The sequence below is a fragment of the Variovorax sp. UMC13 genome (genome assembly GCF_014170375.1).
GTDB lineage: Bacteria > Pseudomonadota > Gammaproteobacteria > Burkholderiales > Burkholderiaceae_C > Variovorax.
The window spans coordinates 25,964-42,135 of record NZ_LZZW01000014.1 but is presented as its reverse complement, the minus strand read 5'-3'; the positions used below and the strand labels follow the sequence as shown (position 1 = coordinate 42,135).

At 68.7% G+C, this 16,172-nt stretch carries 12 protein-coding genes; all 12 read right to left on the bottom strand.

The window, feature by feature from the left end:
- Positions 1 to 11: 11 nt before the first annotated feature.
- The gene (gene mlaE, locus A9977_RS11470; RefSeq protein ID WP_183024977.1) at positions 12 to 791 is read right to left on the bottom strand and encodes a lipid asymmetry maintenance ABC transporter permease subunit MlaE; all 780 of its coding nucleotides are present in this window, start codon (positions 789 to 791) and stop codon (positions 12 to 14) included.
- Positions 788 to 1,618, bottom strand: coding sequence for an ABC transporter ATP-binding protein (locus A9977_RS11465; RefSeq protein ID WP_183024976.1), 831 nt, complete (start codon positions 1,616 to 1,618; stop codon positions 788 to 790). Before A9977_RS11465 ends, mlaE begins: the two co-directional genes overlap by 4 nt.
- 144 nt (positions 1,619 to 1,762) lie before the next feature.
- Complete coding sequence (locus A9977_RS11460; protein ID WP_183024975.1) at positions 1,763 to 3,241, bottom strand: glutamate synthase subunit beta; 1,479 nt, start codon at positions 3,239 to 3,241, stop codon at positions 1,763 to 1,765.
- A 38-nt stretch (positions 3,242 to 3,279) separates the two neighbouring features.
- Positions 3,280 to 8,019, bottom strand: coding sequence for a glutamate synthase-related protein (locus tag A9977_RS11455; protein ID WP_183024974.1), 4,740 nt, complete (start codon positions 8,017 to 8,019; stop codon positions 3,280 to 3,282).
- Between the two features lie 197 nt (positions 8,020 to 8,216).
- Positions 8,217 to 8,912, bottom strand: coding sequence for a transposase (locus tag A9977_RS11450; protein WP_183024973.1), 696 nt, complete (start codon positions 8,910 to 8,912; stop codon positions 8,217 to 8,219).
- 22 nt (positions 8,913 to 8,934) lie between these two features.
- On the bottom strand, positions 8,935 to 9,807 hold the full coding sequence (locus tag A9977_RS11445) for an SAM-dependent methyltransferase (protein WP_183024972.1): 873 nt from the start codon (positions 9,805 to 9,807) through the stop codon (positions 8,935 to 8,937).
- Positions 9,804 to 10,382: a DUF1415 domain-containing protein gene (locus tag A9977_RS11440; RefSeq protein ID WP_183024971.1), complete on the bottom strand. Its 579-nt coding sequence runs from the start codon at positions 10,380 to 10,382 to the stop codon at positions 9,804 to 9,806. The genes A9977_RS11445 and A9977_RS11440 overlap by 4 nt, the downstream gene beginning before the upstream one ends.
- Entirely contained in the window at positions 10,379 to 11,638 is a 1,260-nt protein-coding gene (locus tag A9977_RS11435; protein ID WP_183024970.1) for a CynX/NimT family MFS transporter, read from the bottom strand. Before A9977_RS11435 ends, A9977_RS11440 begins: the two co-directional genes overlap by 4 nt.
- A gap of 2 nt (positions 11,639 to 11,640) precedes the next feature.
- The gene (locus tag A9977_RS11430) at positions 11,641 to 12,810 is read right to left on the bottom strand and encodes a deoxyguanosinetriphosphate triphosphohydrolase (protein ID WP_183024969.1); all 1,170 of its coding nucleotides are present in this window, start codon (positions 12,808 to 12,810) and stop codon (positions 11,641 to 11,643) included.
- 12 nt (positions 12,811 to 12,822) lie between these two features.
- Positions 12,823 to 13,932, bottom strand: a complete 1,110-nt coding sequence (gene aroB / locus A9977_RS11425; RefSeq protein ID WP_183024968.1) for a 3-dehydroquinate synthase — start codon at positions 13,930 to 13,932, stop codon at positions 12,823 to 12,825.
- Between the two features lie 26 nt (positions 13,933 to 13,958).
- On the bottom strand, positions 13,959 to 14,513 hold the full coding sequence (locus A9977_RS11420; protein WP_183024967.1) for a shikimate kinase: 555 nt from the start codon (positions 14,511 to 14,513) through the stop codon (positions 13,959 to 13,961).
- Between the two features lie 79 nt (positions 14,514 to 14,592).
- On the bottom strand, positions 14,593 to 16,167 hold the full coding sequence (locus A9977_RS11415; protein ID WP_183024966.1) for an Ig-like domain-containing protein: 1,575 nt from the start codon (positions 16,165 to 16,167) through the stop codon (positions 14,593 to 14,595).
- Positions 16,168 to 16,172 lie beyond the last annotated feature (5 nt).

Here is a 16,172-nt window from a genome sequence, read left to right as displayed (position 1 = left end):
CGAGTTTGCGCTCAGATGCTGAACATCATGGCGGTGAGAAGGAAGTCCAGCGCCAGCACGGCCAGCGAGGCCACCACCACGGTGCGGGTGGTGGCGCGCGACACGCCCTCGGGCGTGGGCTGGGCCTCGAAGCCCTGCAGCAGCGCGACGAAGGTCACGGTGAAGCCGAAGACGATGCTCTTGATGACGCCGTTGCCCAGGTCCCTGAACACGTCGGTGCCGTTCTGCATCTGGCTCCAGAAGGCACCAGCGTCGATGCCCAGCAGCGGCACGCAGACCACCCAGCCGCCCAGGATGCCGACCGCGCAGAACACCGCCGACAGCATCGGCATCGCGATCACGCCGCCCCAGAAACGCGGCGCGAGCACCCGCTTGACGGGGTCGACCGCCATCATCTCCATCGCGCTGAGCTGCTCGCCGGCCTTCATCAGGCCGATCTCGGCGGTCAGCGAGGTGCCGGCCCGGCCGGCGAACAGCAGCGCGGTGATCACCGGGCCGAATTCGCGCAGCAGGCTCAGGCTGATCAGCACGCCCACCGACTCGGTCGCGCCGTAGCGCTGCAGCCCGTAGAAGTACTGCAGCCCCATGACGAAGCCGACGAACAGGCCCGACACGGCGATGATCGCCAGCGAGTAGTTGCCCAGGAAATGGACCTGGTCGCGCACCAGCGAGAAGCGGCGCAGGCCGCCCAGGTCGCTGAACAGCCGCCAGAACAGGCGCGCGCCGCGGCCCAGGTCGGACAGCTTGGAGCGCACCGCGAAGCCGAGGTCGGCGGGATTCCAGAAGCTCAAGGCCGGCCTCCCGAGGCCGAGCCGAAGTCGTCCTCGACGCCGACGCCCGGATAGTGGAAATGCACCGGCCCGTCGGGCAGCGCATGGACGAACTGGTGCACCAGCGGGTCGGTGCTCTCGCGCACGGCCTGCGGCGTGCCCTGTGCGGCGACGCCGCCGTTGGCCAGGATGATCACGTGGTCGGCGATGCGGAAGGTCTCTTCCAGGTCGTGCGAAACGATGATGCTGGTCAGCCCCAGCGTGTCGTTGAGCTGGCGGATCAGCCGCGCGGCCGTGCCCAGCGAGATCGGGTCGAGGCCGGCGAAGGGCTCGTCGTACATCACCAGGTCGGGGTCGAGCGCGATCGCGCGGGCCAGCGCCACGCGCCGCGCCATGCCGCCCGAGACTTCGCTGGGCATCAGCTCGCGCGCACCGCGCAGCCCGACCGCGTCGAGCTTCATCAGCACGATGTCGCGCACCAACGCTTCGGGCAGTTGGGTGTGTTCGCGCAGCGGGAAGGCCACGTTGTCGAACACGCTCATGTCGGTGAACAGTGCACCGAACTGGAACAGCATGCCCATGCGACGCCGCGCTGCATACAATGCCGCAGCGTCGAACCTGAGCACATCCTGACCATCGAACAGGACCTCGCCGCGCTGCGCCTTCTGCTGTCCGCCGATCAGGCGCAGCACCGTGGTCTTGCCGCCGCCCGATGCGCCCATCAGGGCCGTCACCTTGCCACGCGGCACGGTGAAGGACACGCCATCAAGGATGGCGCGCGCACCGTAGCCGAACGTGACGTCACGGAACTCGACGAAGGGTGTGGGCAGGGGGGGGGCTGGGTCCATCTCAATAAAAAAGCCGGGGCGCTCCTTCGAGCATCCCGGCTTGCGGTTTCACGCGGATGATACCGGGGCCGCGTCGGGCCCCGCCGGATTGAAACAAAATTCAATGCGGCGCGCCATGGGATTGCCCGCAGGCCCCCACGCAGCTCAACGCGGCAGGTCGCTGAAGCCCATCAGGAACTCGTCCACCGAGCGTGCGGCCTGGCGGCCTTCGCGGATCGCCCACACCACCAGCGACTGGCCGCGGCGCATGTCGCCCGCGGCGAAGACCTTGGGCACGTTGGTGGCGTAGCCGCCGCTGAAGTCGACCGTGGCCTTGGCATTGCCGCGGCCGTCCTTCTCGATGCCGAAGGCTTCCAGGATGCCGGCCACCGGGCTCACGAAGCCCATGGCCAGCAGCACCAGGTCGGCCTTGAGCACCTGCTCGCTGCCGGGCACCTCGACCATCTTGCCGTCCTGCCACTCGACGCGCACCGTCTTCAGGCCCGTGACCTTGCCCTTGGCGCCGATGAATTCCTTGGTCGAGATCGCGAACTCGCGTTCGCAGCCTTCGACGTGGCTGGAGCTGGTGCGCAGCTTGTACGGCCAGTAGGGCCAGGTCATCGGGCGGTTCTCTTCCACCGGCGGCTCGGGCATCAGCTCGAACTGCGTGACGCTGACGGCGCCGTGGCGGTTGCTGGTGCCCACGCAGTCGGAGCCGGTGTCGCCGCCGCCGATCACGATCACGTGCTTGCCGTCGGCGCGCAGCTGGCCCTTGAGCTTGTCGCCGGCGTTGACCTTGTTCTGCTGCGGCAGGAACTCCATCGCGAAATGGATGCCGTCGAGGTCGCGGCCCGGCACCGGCAGGTCGCGCGACTGCTCGGCGCCGCCGGTCAGCAGCACCGCATCGAATTCCTTGTCGAGCTGCTCGGGCGTGACGGTTTCCTTGGCCCAGTTGGTGACCTTGGAGCCCTTGCCCAGCGTGTCCTTGGCGGCGCCGACGACCACGCCGGTGCGGAAGGTCACGCCCTCGGCCTGCATCTGCGCGACGCGGCGGTCGATGTGCGACTTCTCCATCTTGAAGTCGGGGATGCCGTAGCGCAGCAGGCCGCCCACGCGGTCGTTCTTCTCGAACAGCGTCACGTCATGGCCGACGCGTGCCAGCTGCTGGGCCGCGGCCATGCCGGCCGGGCCGGCGCCGACCACGGCGACCTTCTTGCCCGTCTTGTGCTTGGCCACGCGCGGCTGGACCCAGCCCTCGTCCCAGGCGCGGTCGATGATCGAGTGCTCGATCGACTTGATGCCCACCGCATCGTCGTTCACGTTGAGCACGCAGGCCGCCTCGCAGGGCGCGGGGCAGATGCGGCCGGTGAATTCGGGGAAGTTGTTGGTCGAGTCCAGCACCGCGAAGGCGTTCTTCCAGTCGTCGCGGTACACCAGGTCGTTGAAGTCCGGGATGATGTTGTTGACCGGGCAGCCGCTGTTGCAGAACGGCGTGCCGCAGTCCATGCAGCGCGCGCCCTGGACCTTGGCCTGGTCCTTGTCGAGGCCGACGACGAATTCCTTGTAGTGCTTGAGGCGCTCCTCGACGGGCTTGTAGCCCTCTTCCACGCGCTCGTACTCCATGAAGCCGGTGATCTTTCCCATCGTGCTTTCCTTGTTTCTCGTTTCTACGTGCGGACGGCTCAGACGGCCGCGGTCTTGCGCGCGGTGCCCGCGGCCACGGCGGCGTGCGCGTCGTTGCCGCTGGCCGCGGCCAGCGCCTTGCGGTCGTGGATCTCGGCCAGCGCGCGCTTGTATTCGTTGGGGAACACCTTCACGAACTTGGTGCGCGAGACGGTCCAGTCGTCGAGCAGTTCGCGCGCGCGCTTGCTGCCGGTCCAGCGGTGATGGTCTTCCAGCAGCTTGCGCAGTTGGGCCTCGTCGGTCAGGCCGTTGTGCCAGATCGACGGCTTGATGCTGGCGGTCTGCTCGGCCGTGGTCAGCACCTTCTCCAGCGAGACCATCGACAGGTTGCAGCGCGAGGTGAACTGGCCGTCCTCGTCGTAGACGAAGGCCACGCCGCCGCTCATGCCGGCCGCGAAGTTGCGGCCGGTCTTGCCGAGCACGGCCACCGTGCCGCCGGTCATGTACTCGCAGCCGTGGTCGCCCGTGCCTTCGACGACCGCCGTCGCGCCCGACAGCCGCACCGCGAAGCGCTCGCCCGCGACGCCGCAGAAGTAGGCCTCGCCGGTGGTGGCGCCGTACATCACGGTGTTGCCGACGATGGTGTTGCGCACCGCTTCGCCGCGGAAGTCCAGGCTCGGGCGCACCACGATGCGGCCGCCCGACAGGCCCTTGCCGGTGTAGTCGTTGGCGTCGCCGATCAGGTACAGCGTGATGCCGCGGGCCAGGAAGGCGCCGAAGGACTGGCCGCCCGTGCCCTCGAGCTGGATGCGGATCGAATCGTCGGGCAGGCCCTCGGGATGCACCCGCGTGAGCGCGCCCGACAACTTGGCGCCGACGGTGCGGTTCACGTTGCGCGCCACCTCGATGAACTGCACCTTCTCGCCCTTGTCGATGGCCGCGCGCGACTTCTCGATCAGCTTGGTGTCGAGGTTGTGCTCGAGCCCGTGGTCCTGGTTCTCGACATGGAAGCGCGGCACGTCGTCCGGCACGTTCGGCAGCGCGAACAGGCGGCTGAAATCGAGGCCGCTGGCCTTCCAGTGCGAGATGCCCTTCTTCATGTCGAGCAGGTCGGCACGGCCGATCATGTCGTCGAACTTGCGGATGCCCAGCTGCGCCATGATCTGGCGCACTTCTTCGGCGATGAAGAAGAAGTAGTTGACGACGTGCTCGGGCTTGCCCGAGAACTTCTTGCGCAGGACCGGGTCCTGCGTGGCCACGCCCACCGGGCAGGTGTTGAGGTGGCACTTGCGCATCATGATGCAGCCCTCGACGATCAGCGGCGCGGTCGCGAAGCCGAATTCGTCGGCGCCCAGCAGCGCGCCGATGGCGACGTCGCGGCCGGTCTTCATCTGGCCGTCGGCCTGCACCCGCACGCGGCCGCGCAGGCGGTTGAGCACCAGCGTCTGCTGGGTCTCGGCCAGGCCGATCTCCCAGGGGCCGCCCGCATGCTTGATCGAAGACCAGGGCGAGGCGCCCGTGCCGCCGTCGTGGCCGGCGATCACCAGGTGGTCGCTCTTGCACTTGGTCACGCCCGCGGCCACCGTTCCTACGCCCACTTCACTGACCAGCTTGGTGCTGATGCTGGCGTGCGGCGCGACGTTCTTCAGGTCGTGGATCAGCTGGGCCAGGTCCTCGATCGAGTAGATGTCGTGGTGCGGCGGCGGCGAGATCAGGCCCACGCCCGGCACCGAATAGCGCTGCTTGCCGATGTACTCGGTGACCTTGCCGCCGGGCAGCTGGCCGCCCTCGCCCGGCTTGGCACCCTGGGCCATCTTGATCTGGATCTGGTCGGCCGAGGACAGGTATTCGGCCGTGACGCCGAAGCGGCCCGAGGCCACCTGCTTGATCTTCGAACGCAGCGAGTCGCCGGCGTTGAGCGCCAGGTCGACCTCGACGTTGGCGTCGCCGATCACGCTCTTGAGCGTGTCGCCCTGCTGGATCGGGATGCCCTTGAGCTCGTTGCGGTAGCGCGCCGGATCCTCGCCGCCCTCGCCGGTGTTGCTCTTGCCGCCGATGCGGTTCATGGCCACGGCCAGCGTCGAATGCGCTTCGGTCGAGATCGAGCCCAGCGACATCGCGCCGGTGGCGAAGCGCTTGACGATCTCGGCCGCCGACTCGACCTCTTCCACCGGGATGGCCTGGCTCGGGTCGATCTTGAACTCGAACAGGCCGCGCAGCGTCATGTGGCGGCGGCTCTGGTCGTTGATGATCTGGGCGTATTCCTTGTAGGTGCTCCAGTTGTTGGCGCGCGTGCTGTGCTGCAGCTTGGCGATCGCGTCGGGCGTCCACATGTGGTCCTCGCCGCGGGTGCGCCAGGCGTACTCGCCGCCGGCGTCGAGCATGTTGGCCAGCACCGGGTCGTCGCCGAAGGCGGCCGCGTGCATGCGCAGCGCTTCCTCGGCGATCTCGAACACGCCGATGCCCTCGACGCGGCTGGCGGTGCCCGAGAAATACTTGCCGATCGTGTCGTTGTTGAGGCCGATGGCCTCGAACAGCTGCGCGCCGCAGTAGCTCATGTAGGTGCTCACGCCCATCTTGGACATGATCTTCGACAGGCCCTTGCCGATCGCCTTCACGTAGTTGTAGATCGCCTTCTCGGCCGACAGGTCGCCCGAGAGCTCGGCATGCAGCGAGGCCAGCGTCTCCATCGCCAGGTAGGGATGGACCGCCTCGGCGCCGTAGCCGGCGAGCACGCCGAAGTGGTGCACCTCGCGCGCGCTGCCGGTCTCGACCACCAGGCCGGCCGTGGTGCGCAAACCTTCGCGCACCAGGTGCTGGTGGATCGCGCTCGAGGCCAGCAGGGCCGGGATCGCGACCTGCGTGGCGCTCACGCCGCGGTCGCTCACGATCAGGATGTTGCTGCCGCCCTTGATCGCGTCGACGGCTTCGGCGCACAGCGAGGCGAGCTTGGCCTCGACGCCTTCACGGCCCCAGTCGGCCGGGTAGGTGATGTCGAGCGTGGTCGAGCGGAACTTGCCCTGCGTGTGCTGCTCGATGTTGCGCAGCTTGGCCATGTCGGCGAAGTCGAGGATGGGCTGGCTCACCTCGAGCCGCATCGGCGGGTTGACCTGGTTGATGTCCAGCAGGTTCGGCTTGGGGCCGATGAAGCTGTTGAGCGACATCACGATCGCTTCGCGGATCGGGTCGATCGGCGGGTTCGTCACCTGGGCGAACATCTGCCGGAAGTAGTTGTAGAGCGTCTTGTTCTTGCTCGAGAGCACGGCCAGCGGGCTGTCGTTGCCCATCGAGCCGATGCCTTCCTCGCCGGCCTGCGCCATCGGGCTCAGCAGGAACTTGATGTCTTCCTGGGTGTAGCCGAAGGCCTGCTGGCGATCGAGCAGCGAGACGGCGCTGGCGGGCACTTCGGCCGGCGGTGCATCGACGCTGTCGAGCTTGATGCGCAGGTTCTCGATCCACTGCTTGTAGGGCTTGGTGTTGACGACATAGGCCTTGAGCTCGTCGTCGTCGATCATGCGGCCCTGCTCCAGGTCGATCAGGAACATCTTGCCGGGCTGCAGGCGCCACTTGCGCAGGATCTTGTGCTCGGGCACGGGCAGCACGCCCGACTCCGAGGCCATGATCACCAGGTCGTCGTCGGTCACGCAGTAGCGCGAGGGGCGCAGTCCGTTGCGGTCCAGCGTGGCGCCGATCTGGCGGCCGTCGGTGAACACGATCGAGGCCGGGCCGTCCCACGGCTCCATCATCGCGGCGTGGTATTCGTAGAACGCGCGGCGGCGCTCGTCCATCGTCGTGTGCTGCTCCCACGGCTCGGGGATCATCATCATCACGGCTTGGCTGATCGGGTAGCCGGCCATGGTCATGAGTTCGAGGCAGTTGTCGAAGGTCGCAGTGTCGGACTGGCCGGCGAAGCTGATCGGGTAGAGCTTCTTCAGGTCGGCCGCCAGCACCGGCGAGGACATCACGCCCTCGCGCGCCTTCATCCAGTTGTAGTTGCCGCGCACCGTGTTGATCTCGCCGTTGTGGGCGACATAGCGGTACGGGTGGGCCAGCGGCCACTTGGGGAAGGTGTTGGTCGAGAAGCGCTGGTGCACCAGGCCGATGGCCGAGATGCAGCGCTCGTCGGACAGGTCGAGGTAGTACACGCCGACCTGGTCGGCCAGCAGCAGGCCCTTGTAGACCACCGTGCGGCTGGACATGCTCGGAACGTAGTATTCCTTGCTGTGCTTGAGTTCCAGGTTCTGGATGTTGGCGCTGGCGGTCTTGCGGATCACGTAGAGCTTGCGTTCCAGCGCGTCCTGCACGATCACGTCGCTGCCGCGGCCGATGAAGACCTGGCGCAGGATGGGTTCGGTCTTCTTGACCGCCGGCGACATCGGCATCTCGCGGTTGACCGGCACGTCGCGCCAGCCCAGCAGCACCTGGCCTTCGGCCTTGATCGCGCGCTCCATCTCCTGCTCGCAGGCCATGCGCGATGCATGCTCCTTGGGCAGGAAGATCATGCCGACACCGTATTCGCCATAAGGCGGCAGTTCGACGCCCTGCTTGCCCATCTCCTCGCGGTACAGCGCGTCGGGGATCTGGATCAGGATGCCGGCGCCGTCGCCCATCAGCTTGTCGGCGCCGACGGCGCCGCGATGGTCGATGTTCTCGAGGATCTTGAGGGCCTGCGTCACGATGTCGTGGCGCTTCTCGCCCTTGATGTGGGCGACGAAACCGAGGCCGCAGGCATCGTGTTCGTTGCTGGACGAATACAGCCCGTGCTGTTCCAGGTGTTGGATCTCGACATCCGTCGTCATGGGGCGCACTCCTTCAATTTATCGCGGGATCTCTCGCAGGGAATCGGAGGATATTGCGTTGCACAAATAATGCCAAGAAGATTAAATGGGGTCAGATTCATATTATTTTCTGACTTTTTTAGTGAGTTATTAATTGGGGACATATCAAAACTGACGATGACAGGCCCGGTGGGTGGCCGCAAGGCCATGGTTAAAGATCAGATGGCCGGAGGATTCGGCCGGCGCCCGGCCCGCGCCTTGACCAGCCGGCGCGGCGTGGCCTGCTGCAGTTGCGCCAGGAAGCGCTCGTCCCCCGCCGCCCAGCCCTGCAGCGCGGCGTCGGTCAGCAGCGCCTGCTCTTGGGCGCCAAGGCCCTCGCGCACCCGCTCCGCATAGGCGGCCTCGCGCGCGAAGGGCGTGTTGCCCAGCGCCCAGTACAGCGGATGCGGCGACAGGAAGCGATCGCCACGCAGGCCCGCGTAGTGGTGGTGGCTGGACCAGGCGAAGTCGCGCGCCTCCGCCACCAGCCCGGCGCGCACCGGGTTCAGGTCGAGGTAGACCATGCAGGGCAACAGGTAGCGCTCGGCCTGCAGCACGGTCGCGCGGTAGCGCCCTTCCCACAGCGTGCCGCTGCGCGCATGGCGGTCGTTGAAGCTGCGCACATAGCTGCGCCCCACCGCCTGCATGAACTGCGGCAGGCCTTCGGCGGTGGACGGTGTGACCAGCAGGTGGAAGTGGTTGTCCATCAGCACGTAGGCGTGCAGCGCCACGCCGAAGCGCGGCGCGTGCTCGGCCCACAGCGCGACCAGCCGCTCGCGATCCGCGGTATCGACGACGATCGGCTGGCGGTTGTTCCCGCGCTGGATCACGTGGTGCAGCTGCTGCGCCAGCGTGAGTCGGGGCAGTCGGGCCATGGCGGCGCGCGGCCTTTCCCGCTCAATCCAGCCGGAAACGCGTCTGCAGCAGAGCGCTCAGCCCGAATTCGGCCAGCAGGCTGCGCAGGCGCTCGGCGGCGCTGGTCTTGGCCTGGCCGGTGCGGCGCGCGATGATCAGCTCGTTCTTCATGCTGTGCTCCCAGCCCACGAGCTCGGTCACCGTGACCTGGTAGCCCTGGGCCTCGAGGTAGAGGCAGCGCAGCACGTTGGTCAGCTGGCTGCCGATCTCGCGCGTGTGCAGCGGATGGCGCCACAGTTCGGCCAGCGGCGTGCGCGACAGCGACAGCGCCTTGGTCTCGCGCAGGCAGGCCGCGATCTCGGCCTGGCAGCAGGGCACCAGCACCATGTACTTCGCCCGCTTGGCCAACCCGAAGGCGATCGCGTCGTCGGTGGCGGTGTCGCATGCATGCAACGCCGTCACGATGTCGATCTGCGCCGGCAGCTCGCTGGCGTGGGTCGATTCGGCCACCGTGAGGTTCAGGAAGGCCATGCGGTCGAAGCCCAGCCGCTGGGCCAGCGCGCGCGACTTCTCGATCAGTTCGCTGCGCGTCTCGATGCCGTAGACATGGCCGCCGTCGAGCGCGCGGAAGAACAGGTCGTAGATGATGAAGCCGAGGTAGGACTTGCCCGCGCCGTGGTCGGCCAGCGTCGCGTGGCGGCCCTGCTCCGGCAGTTCGCGCAGCAGCTTCTCGATGAACTGGAACAGGTGGTAGACCTGCTTGAGCTTGCGGCGCGAATCCTGGTTGAGCCGGCCTTCGCGCGTGAGGATGTGCAGTTCCTTGAGCAGTTCGATCGACTGCCCGGGCCGCAGCGCCTCCTGCACGTCGGCCTCGGCCTTGGCGGCCTTGCCGGTCTTGTGGTCGGGGCGGCTCATCGCGCGGCTCCCGCACCCACGTCGAGCGCGGCCCAGCCGGCCGGGCCCAGCGCCTCCAGCGTCTCGATGTTGCGCTCGAAGATCACCTCGGCCTCGGGGAAGGCCTCGACCGCGCGGTCGATGCTTTCCTCGCGCAGCAGGTGCAGCGTGGGGTACGGCGCGCGGTTGGTGGCGTTGCCGATGTCGTCCGGCTCGGTGCCGCCGAACTGGAAGCGCGGATGGAAGCTCGCGAGCTGCAGCGTGCCTTCGAAGCCCGCGCGGGCCAGGCGGCGCTCGGCGCGTTCGGTGAAGTCGTTGAAATCCAGGAAGTCGGCCAAGGTGTGGGGTGCCATCAGGAGGGTGGTGTCGCGTTCGGAAGCCGGCCGGTCGACCAGCGCCTGGGCCTCGGCCATCAGCAGGTCGAGCAGGCCCGCATCGTCGTTGGCGGCCAGGTGCACCGCGTAGTGGACCTGGCCCTTGGCGTGCACCGCCTTGGCGAACGGACAGAGGTTCAGGCCGATGACCGCGCGCTCGAGCCAGCGTCGCGTGTCGGCTTCGGCCTGCGCGGCCGTGATTGTCGCAGTCGTGTCGTTCATGCGTGGATTCCTTGTGTCGATGGCCCCGGCCTCAGCCGGGCCGCGAGCGCGATGCCCGCCAGCGCGCAGGCCAGCGTCACGGCCCAGGTCCATTGCCAGCCGCCCATGCGGTGCGCGAGCCAGGCCACCAGCGGCGGCGCGCAGAACTGGCCCAGCGCCGAGGCCTGCTGCATCAGCCCGACCGTGGTCGACACGGTGCCGGGCCCGGGCGCGAAACGCAGCGCCAGCACGAACAGCGTGGCCGGCACCATGCCGCCGCCGAAGGAGAAGGCGCACACCGCGGCGTAGCGCAGCGCGGGCGGCAGGCCGGCGGCCAGCAGGCCGTCGCCGAACTGCAGGAAGGCCGCGACGCCGCCCAGCGCCATCGCGCCGTAGCCCCAGCGCAGCAGCCCGGCGGGCGGCCGGCCGCGTTGCAGCAGGCGGCCGCCCAGCAGGTTGCCGCCGATGTTCATGGCCGCGGCGCCGGCCGTGAGCACCGCGCTCCAGGCAACGGGCACGCCGGCCTCGGCATAGATCGCGGGCAGGAAGCCGATCACTGCCATCCACTGGGCCGAATAGACGGCGAAGGCGGCCGCCAGCAGCCAGGGGCCGGGCGCGCGCAGGGTGTCGCGCAGCCGGGCCGGCCATGGTTCGGCCTGCGTCGGCGGTGCGGCGGCATCGGCCGGTACGCTGGCCGCCACCCAGCACGCCGCGGCCGCCGATACGCCGGCCAGCGCCCACCACCAGGCGCCCCAGCCCAGGGCCGCGATCAGCGCCGGCCCCACCAGCAGCGCCGAGGCCACGCCCAGCGGCATGTAGGCGCCCCACCAGCCGAGCGCGCTCTTCTCCGCGCCGCTGGGCGCGGTGGCGCGGATCAGCGCCGGCGCCGGCATGACCACCAGCAGGAAGCCCAGGCCCTCGAGCGCACGCAGCGCCAGCAGCGCGGGCACCGCATGGGCGCCGGGCTGCGCGGCGGCACCGATCGCCCCGCCCGCCAGGCTGGCCAGCGTGAGCAGCGCCAGGCCCCAGAGCATGCTGCGGCGCAGCCCGATGGTGTCGGAGGCCAGGCCGGCAGCCAGGCCCAGCGTCATGCTCGCCATCTGCACCAGCGACAGCAGGAAGCCCGCCTCGACCAGGTCGATGCCCAGCGCGGCCTGCAGCGCCGGCACGGCCGGCGGCAGCTTGCCCAGGTGCAATGCGGCACTGACGCCGGCCGCGACGACGGCCAGCGTGGCGGCCGGCAAGCGCGGGCGCGCGGCAGGGGCGATCGCGGCCATGCTCAGGCCTGCCAGGCGCGCCCGGTCAGGCGCTCGTGCTCGCGCATCGCGAAGCGGTCGGTCATGCCGGCGATGTAGTCGGCCACGGCGCGCGCCACGTCGGGCCGGGCCGCGAACGATTCCGGCATCTCGGCCGGTCGCTCCAGGTAGGCGGTGAAGAGTTCGCGCACCATGACCTTGGCCTGGCCCGTGGTCTGCGTGACCTGCGGATGGCGGTAGAGGTTGGCGAACAGGAACTGCTTGAGCACGATCGATTGCGCGCGCATGCCGTCGCTGAAGCGCAGCAGCGGATCGGCACGCCGGGCCGCATCGGCATCGGCGGGCGCGACCGCCTCGACGGCCGCGCGGGTGGCGTCGATCACGTCGTAGACCTGCGCGCTGAGCATGCGGCGGATGGTCTCGTAGAGCACGCGCCGCCCGCCCAGCGCCGGGTGCTCGGCCAGCGCCTCGCGCCGGTAGCGCTCGAACAGCTCGACCTCGCCCAGTTGCTCGATGCTGATCAGGCCCGAGCGCACGCCGTCGTCGATGTCGTGCGCGTTGTAGGCGATCTCGTCGGCCAGGTTGCACAGCTGCGCTTCGAGGCTGGGCTGGGTGCGCTCGAGGAAGCGCCGGCCCACGCCGCCGGGTTCGGCCGCCTCCATGCGCTCGGCATTGGCGCGCGAGCAGTGCTTGAGGATGCCCTCGCGCGTCTCGAAGCTCAGGTTCAGGCCGTCGTACTGCGGGTAGCGGTGCTCGAGCGTGTCGACCACGCGCAGGCTCTGCAGGTTGTGCTCGAAGCCGCCATGGCCGGCCATGCAGTCGTCGAGCGCGTCCTGGCCCGCATGGCCGAAGGGCGTGTGGCCCAGGTCGTGCGCCAGCGCGATCGCCTCGACCAGGTCTTCGTTGAGCCGCAACGCGCGCGCGATCGAGCGCGCGAGTTGCGCCACCTCGAGCGAGTGCGTGAGGCGGGTGCGGAACAGGTCGCCCTCGTGGTTGAGGAAGACCTGGGTCTTGTAGACCAGCCGGCGGAAGGCGGTGGAATGGACGATGCGGTCGCGGTCGCGCTGGAAGGCATCGCGCGTGGGCGCGGGCGGCTCCGGATGGCGGCGGCCGCGCGACGCGGCCGCATGGCTGGCGTAGGGCGCCAGCCGCCCCGCGGAGCCATCGGTGAAGGAGGATTCGACCGGCGCCATGGCAGCGTCTCTTCAGGCGCCGCCGCAGTGCGCGAGCACCTCGCGCACCAGCGCGTCGGGCGCCGGGCGCATCACGGCCGAACCGGGTTTGTCGATGAGCACGAAGCGGATTTCGCCGGCCTCGGACTTCTTGTCGACGCGCATCAGTTCCAGGTAGCGCTCGGCGCCGAGCTTCGGCGCGACGGTGGGCAGGCCGGCGCGCTCGACCAGCGTCGTCAGCCGCTGCACGAAGGCCGCGTCGACGCCGCCCAGGCGCTGCGACAGCTGCGCCGCCATCACCATGCCGCAGCCCACGGCCTCGCCGTGCAGCCACTCGCCGTAGCCCAGGCCCGACTCGATCGCGTGACCGAAGGTGTGGCCGAAGTTGAGGATCGCGCGCAGGCCGGTCTCGCGCTCGTCCTGCCCCACCACCTCGGCCTTGATCTCGCAGCTGCGGCGCACCGCATGCGCGAGCGCGGCCGGGTCGCGGGCCATCAGCGCGTCGATGTTCGCCTCGATCCAGTCGAAGAAGGCCATGTCGTAGATCGGGCCGTACTTGATGACCTCGGCCAGGCCTGCGCTCAGCTCGCGCGCCGGCAGGGTGGCCAGCGTCGCCAGGTCGCACAGCACCAGCTGCGGCTGGTAGAAGGCGCCGATCATGTTCTTGCCCAGCGGATGGTTGATGGCGGTCTTGCCGCCCACCGAGGAATCGACCTGCGCCAGCAGCGTGGTCGGCACCTGCACGAAGGGGACGCCGCGCATGTAGCTGGCGGCCGCGAAGCCGGTCATGTCGCCAACCACGCCGCCGCCCAGTGCGAACAGCACCGTCTTGCGGTCGCTGCCCTGCTGCAGCAGCGCATCGAAGACCAGGTTGAGCGTGGGCCAGTCCTTGTGCGCCTCGCCGTCGGGCAGTTCGAGCACGTGGATGGTCCGGAAGCGCCCGGCGAGCGTCTTCTGGAGCGCTTCGGCATAGATCGGGCTCACCGTGGTGTTGGTGACGATCAGGGCGCTGGCGGCGGCGGGCACCGCGTCGAACTGCGACGGGTCGCCGAGCAGGCCGGCGCCGATCAGGATGGGATAGCTGCGGTCGCCGAGGCGGATGTCGACGCGCTGGGGCGAAGCGATGGATTCAGGCTGGGGCATGGCCCCAAGTTTAGGGCCTTGCCCCCTCAGGCGACGGGCTCGCCACCGGCCGCGGGCGGCGGGGGCGTCACGATGCCCGACAGCTCGAGCTGCATCACGATGGTGTTGACCAGCATGGCGATCGAGGGCCGGCCCGTGTCGACGATGCTGTGCGCGGTTGCGCGGTAGAGCGGATCGCGCTGGTCGTGCAGTTCGCGCAGCCGCGCCAGCGGATCGGCTACCTGCAGCAGCGGCCGCTTGGTGTCGTGGCGCAGCCGCTTGAGCAGGTCTTCGGGCGAGGAGCGCAGGTAGATCACATGGAAGTGATCCTGCAGCGCCCGCCGATTCGCCTCGCGCAGCACCGCGCCGCCGCCGGTGGCGACCACGCCCTGGGCCGACACCGCCAGTTCGGCCAGCACCTGCTGCTCGACATCACGGAAGGCGGCCTCGCCTTCGCGTTCGAAATAGTCGCGGATGGAGCAGCCGAGGCGCTGTTCGATCACATGGTCGCTGTCGACGAAATGGTGCCCCAGGCGCTCGCCCAGGCGCCGCCCCACCGCGGATTTGCCCGCGCCGGGCAATCCGACGAGTGCAATGTTCATACCGATCCACTCCCGAGTCTGAATGACAAAACCGCCGGCATGCCGGCGGTTTTGATTGTGAGGCCGTGGCCGCGTCAGGTCAGAGTGTCGGGTAGGTCACGCTCAGGCGTCGGGCTTGCGAGATGCCGTCGTTGGTGAATCTGACGTCCAGCAGCACGCTGGCGCGGCCCGGTCCCGCGGCATTGCAAGCGCCCGGCCCCGTGATGGCCGAGACGTCGACGCTGAAATCGATCGGCGTCCGGACCGGTGTCGCAGCCAGCTGATCCAGGATCGGCGAGCCGTTGGTCATGGTCGCCGTCAGGCCTGCGGTGATGGGCACCAGCGTGACCACCGTGTTGGCCGGTGCCGGGAAAGCCCTGGGCGTGCCCGCGTAGACGCTGATGGTCGCCGGCGCACAGCTGTTGATGGCCCAGGTGCTGACGGTGGTGCCGCTCAGGCCGGGCAGATTGAACAGGTCGAGAAGGAGCAGATCCGACATCACGAACCGCAGGTTCTTGCTGATGGTGGCGCCGTTGCCGAGTCGCGTCGAGGCGGTCACCGTGGCCAAGGTGCCGTCGGCGGGACGCGGATCCTGCACGAGGTAGTCCACATCGCAGCCGCCACCCGCCGTGACGCAACCGCCACGGGACGACGAGCCCACCGCGCCATAGTCTGCGGTGAAGACCACCGGCACACCGTCAGCCACGGGGTTGCCGTTGATGTCCACGATACGGACGCTGACCTTGCTCGAGTCGCCGGTCTTGCGCGAGTTCATGTTGTATTTGCTCGCGCTCATGTCGAAGCCGGCCTGCGTCGCCAGCCCCGTGGTCACGGTCAGCTGATCGGACTGCGAGGTGATCGACTTCCCGACGACGGTCGCTTGCACGATCACCGCGGTCGCCACGCTCTTCGAAGACACGGTGGTGACGACAACGCCGTCGGAATCGCTGGTCGCCGTCGCGATGTTCAACACCACGTCGTTGGCCGGCGTGACGCTGAACGTCACGTTGGCGCCCTTGACCGGCGAGTTATTCTTGTCGACCACCCGGAAACGCAAGGTTGCGGACTCCGAGCGCCCATTGCCGCCCGAACCCGCGATGACGATCGAACGGTCCGCCGGATTGACGTCCAGGAAGTTGACCGCGTTGGCCAGCGTCTGGGGATCCACCACGCCCGTCGAAGGTGCGCTCGAGATCGCGATCGCCTTCTGTCCGGTCGTCGCGGTTCCAGCCACGTCCGCCGAAGCGGTCAACATCGTCGCACCCGTGCTGGAAGTAGAGGTTGCACGCACTTCCACGACGGCCGTGCCGGCGTCGTCTGTCAACGCCGTCTTGGCGGCCGGAGAGAAGGTCAGCAGACCCGCACCGGTCTCGCTGAAGGTGACGATCGCGCCCTTCACGACCGCGCCCTTGGCATCCTTGAGCACAGCCTTGACCTGCGCGATCTCCGCGCTGGAAATGGACGTCGTCGACGTGCCGCTGCCGCCCAGAACGTCGAGCGTCAGCGTGCTCTGCGCCACCGTCGGCGTTTCGGTCGTGGGCGGGTTCGTCGTGCCACCGTTGCCATTGCCGCCAGACCCCGAACCACTGGGCACCGCCGGACTACCGCCGCCTCCGCCGCATGCGGCCAAGGTCGCCGCCATGAGGATCCCCAGCAGTATCTTCTTGCAAGTCATTCAAT

Bases quoted from the DNA above. Each gene is read 5' to 3' on its own strand.
- A9977_RS11465 (WP_183024976.1), bottom strand. From the start codon at position 1,618: ATGGACCCAGCCCCCCCCCTGCCCACACCCTTCGTCGAGTTCCGTGAC.
- A9977_RS11460 (WP_183024975.1), bottom strand. From the start codon at position 3,241: ATGGGAAAGATCACCGGCTTCATGGAGTACGAGCGCGTGGAAGAGGGC.
- A9977_RS11455 (WP_183024974.1), bottom strand. From the start codon at position 8,019: ATGACGACGGATGTCGAGATCCAACACCTGGAACAGCACGGGCTGTAT.
- A9977_RS11450 (WP_183024973.1), bottom strand. From the start codon at position 8,912: ATGGCCCGACTGCCCCGACTCACGCTGGCGCAGCAGCTGCACCACGTG.
- A9977_RS11445 (WP_183024972.1), bottom strand. From the start codon at position 9,807: ATGAGCCGCCCCGACCACAAGACCGGCAAGGCCGCCAAGGCCGAGGCC.
- A9977_RS11440 (WP_183024971.1), bottom strand. From the start codon at position 10,382: ATGAACGACACGACTGCGACAATCACGGCCGCGCAGGCCGAAGCCGAC.
- A9977_RS11435 (WP_183024970.1), bottom strand. From the start codon at position 11,638: ATGGCCGCGATCGCCCCTGCCGCGCGCCCGCGCTTGCCGGCCGCCACG.
- A9977_RS11430 (WP_183024969.1), bottom strand. From the start codon at position 12,810: ATGGCGCCGGTCGAATCCTCCTTCACCGATGGCTCCGCGGGGCGGCTG.
- aroB (WP_183024968.1), bottom strand. From the start codon at position 13,932: ATGCCCCAGCCTGAATCCATCGCTTCGCCCCAGCGCGTCGACATCCGC.
- A9977_RS11420 (WP_183024967.1), bottom strand. From the start codon at position 14,513: ATGAACATTGCACTCGTCGGATTGCCCGGCGCGGGCAAATCCGCGGTG.
- A9977_RS11415 (WP_183024966.1), bottom strand. From the start codon at position 16,167: ATGACTTGCAAGAAGATACTGCTGGGGATCCTCATGGCGGCGACCTTG.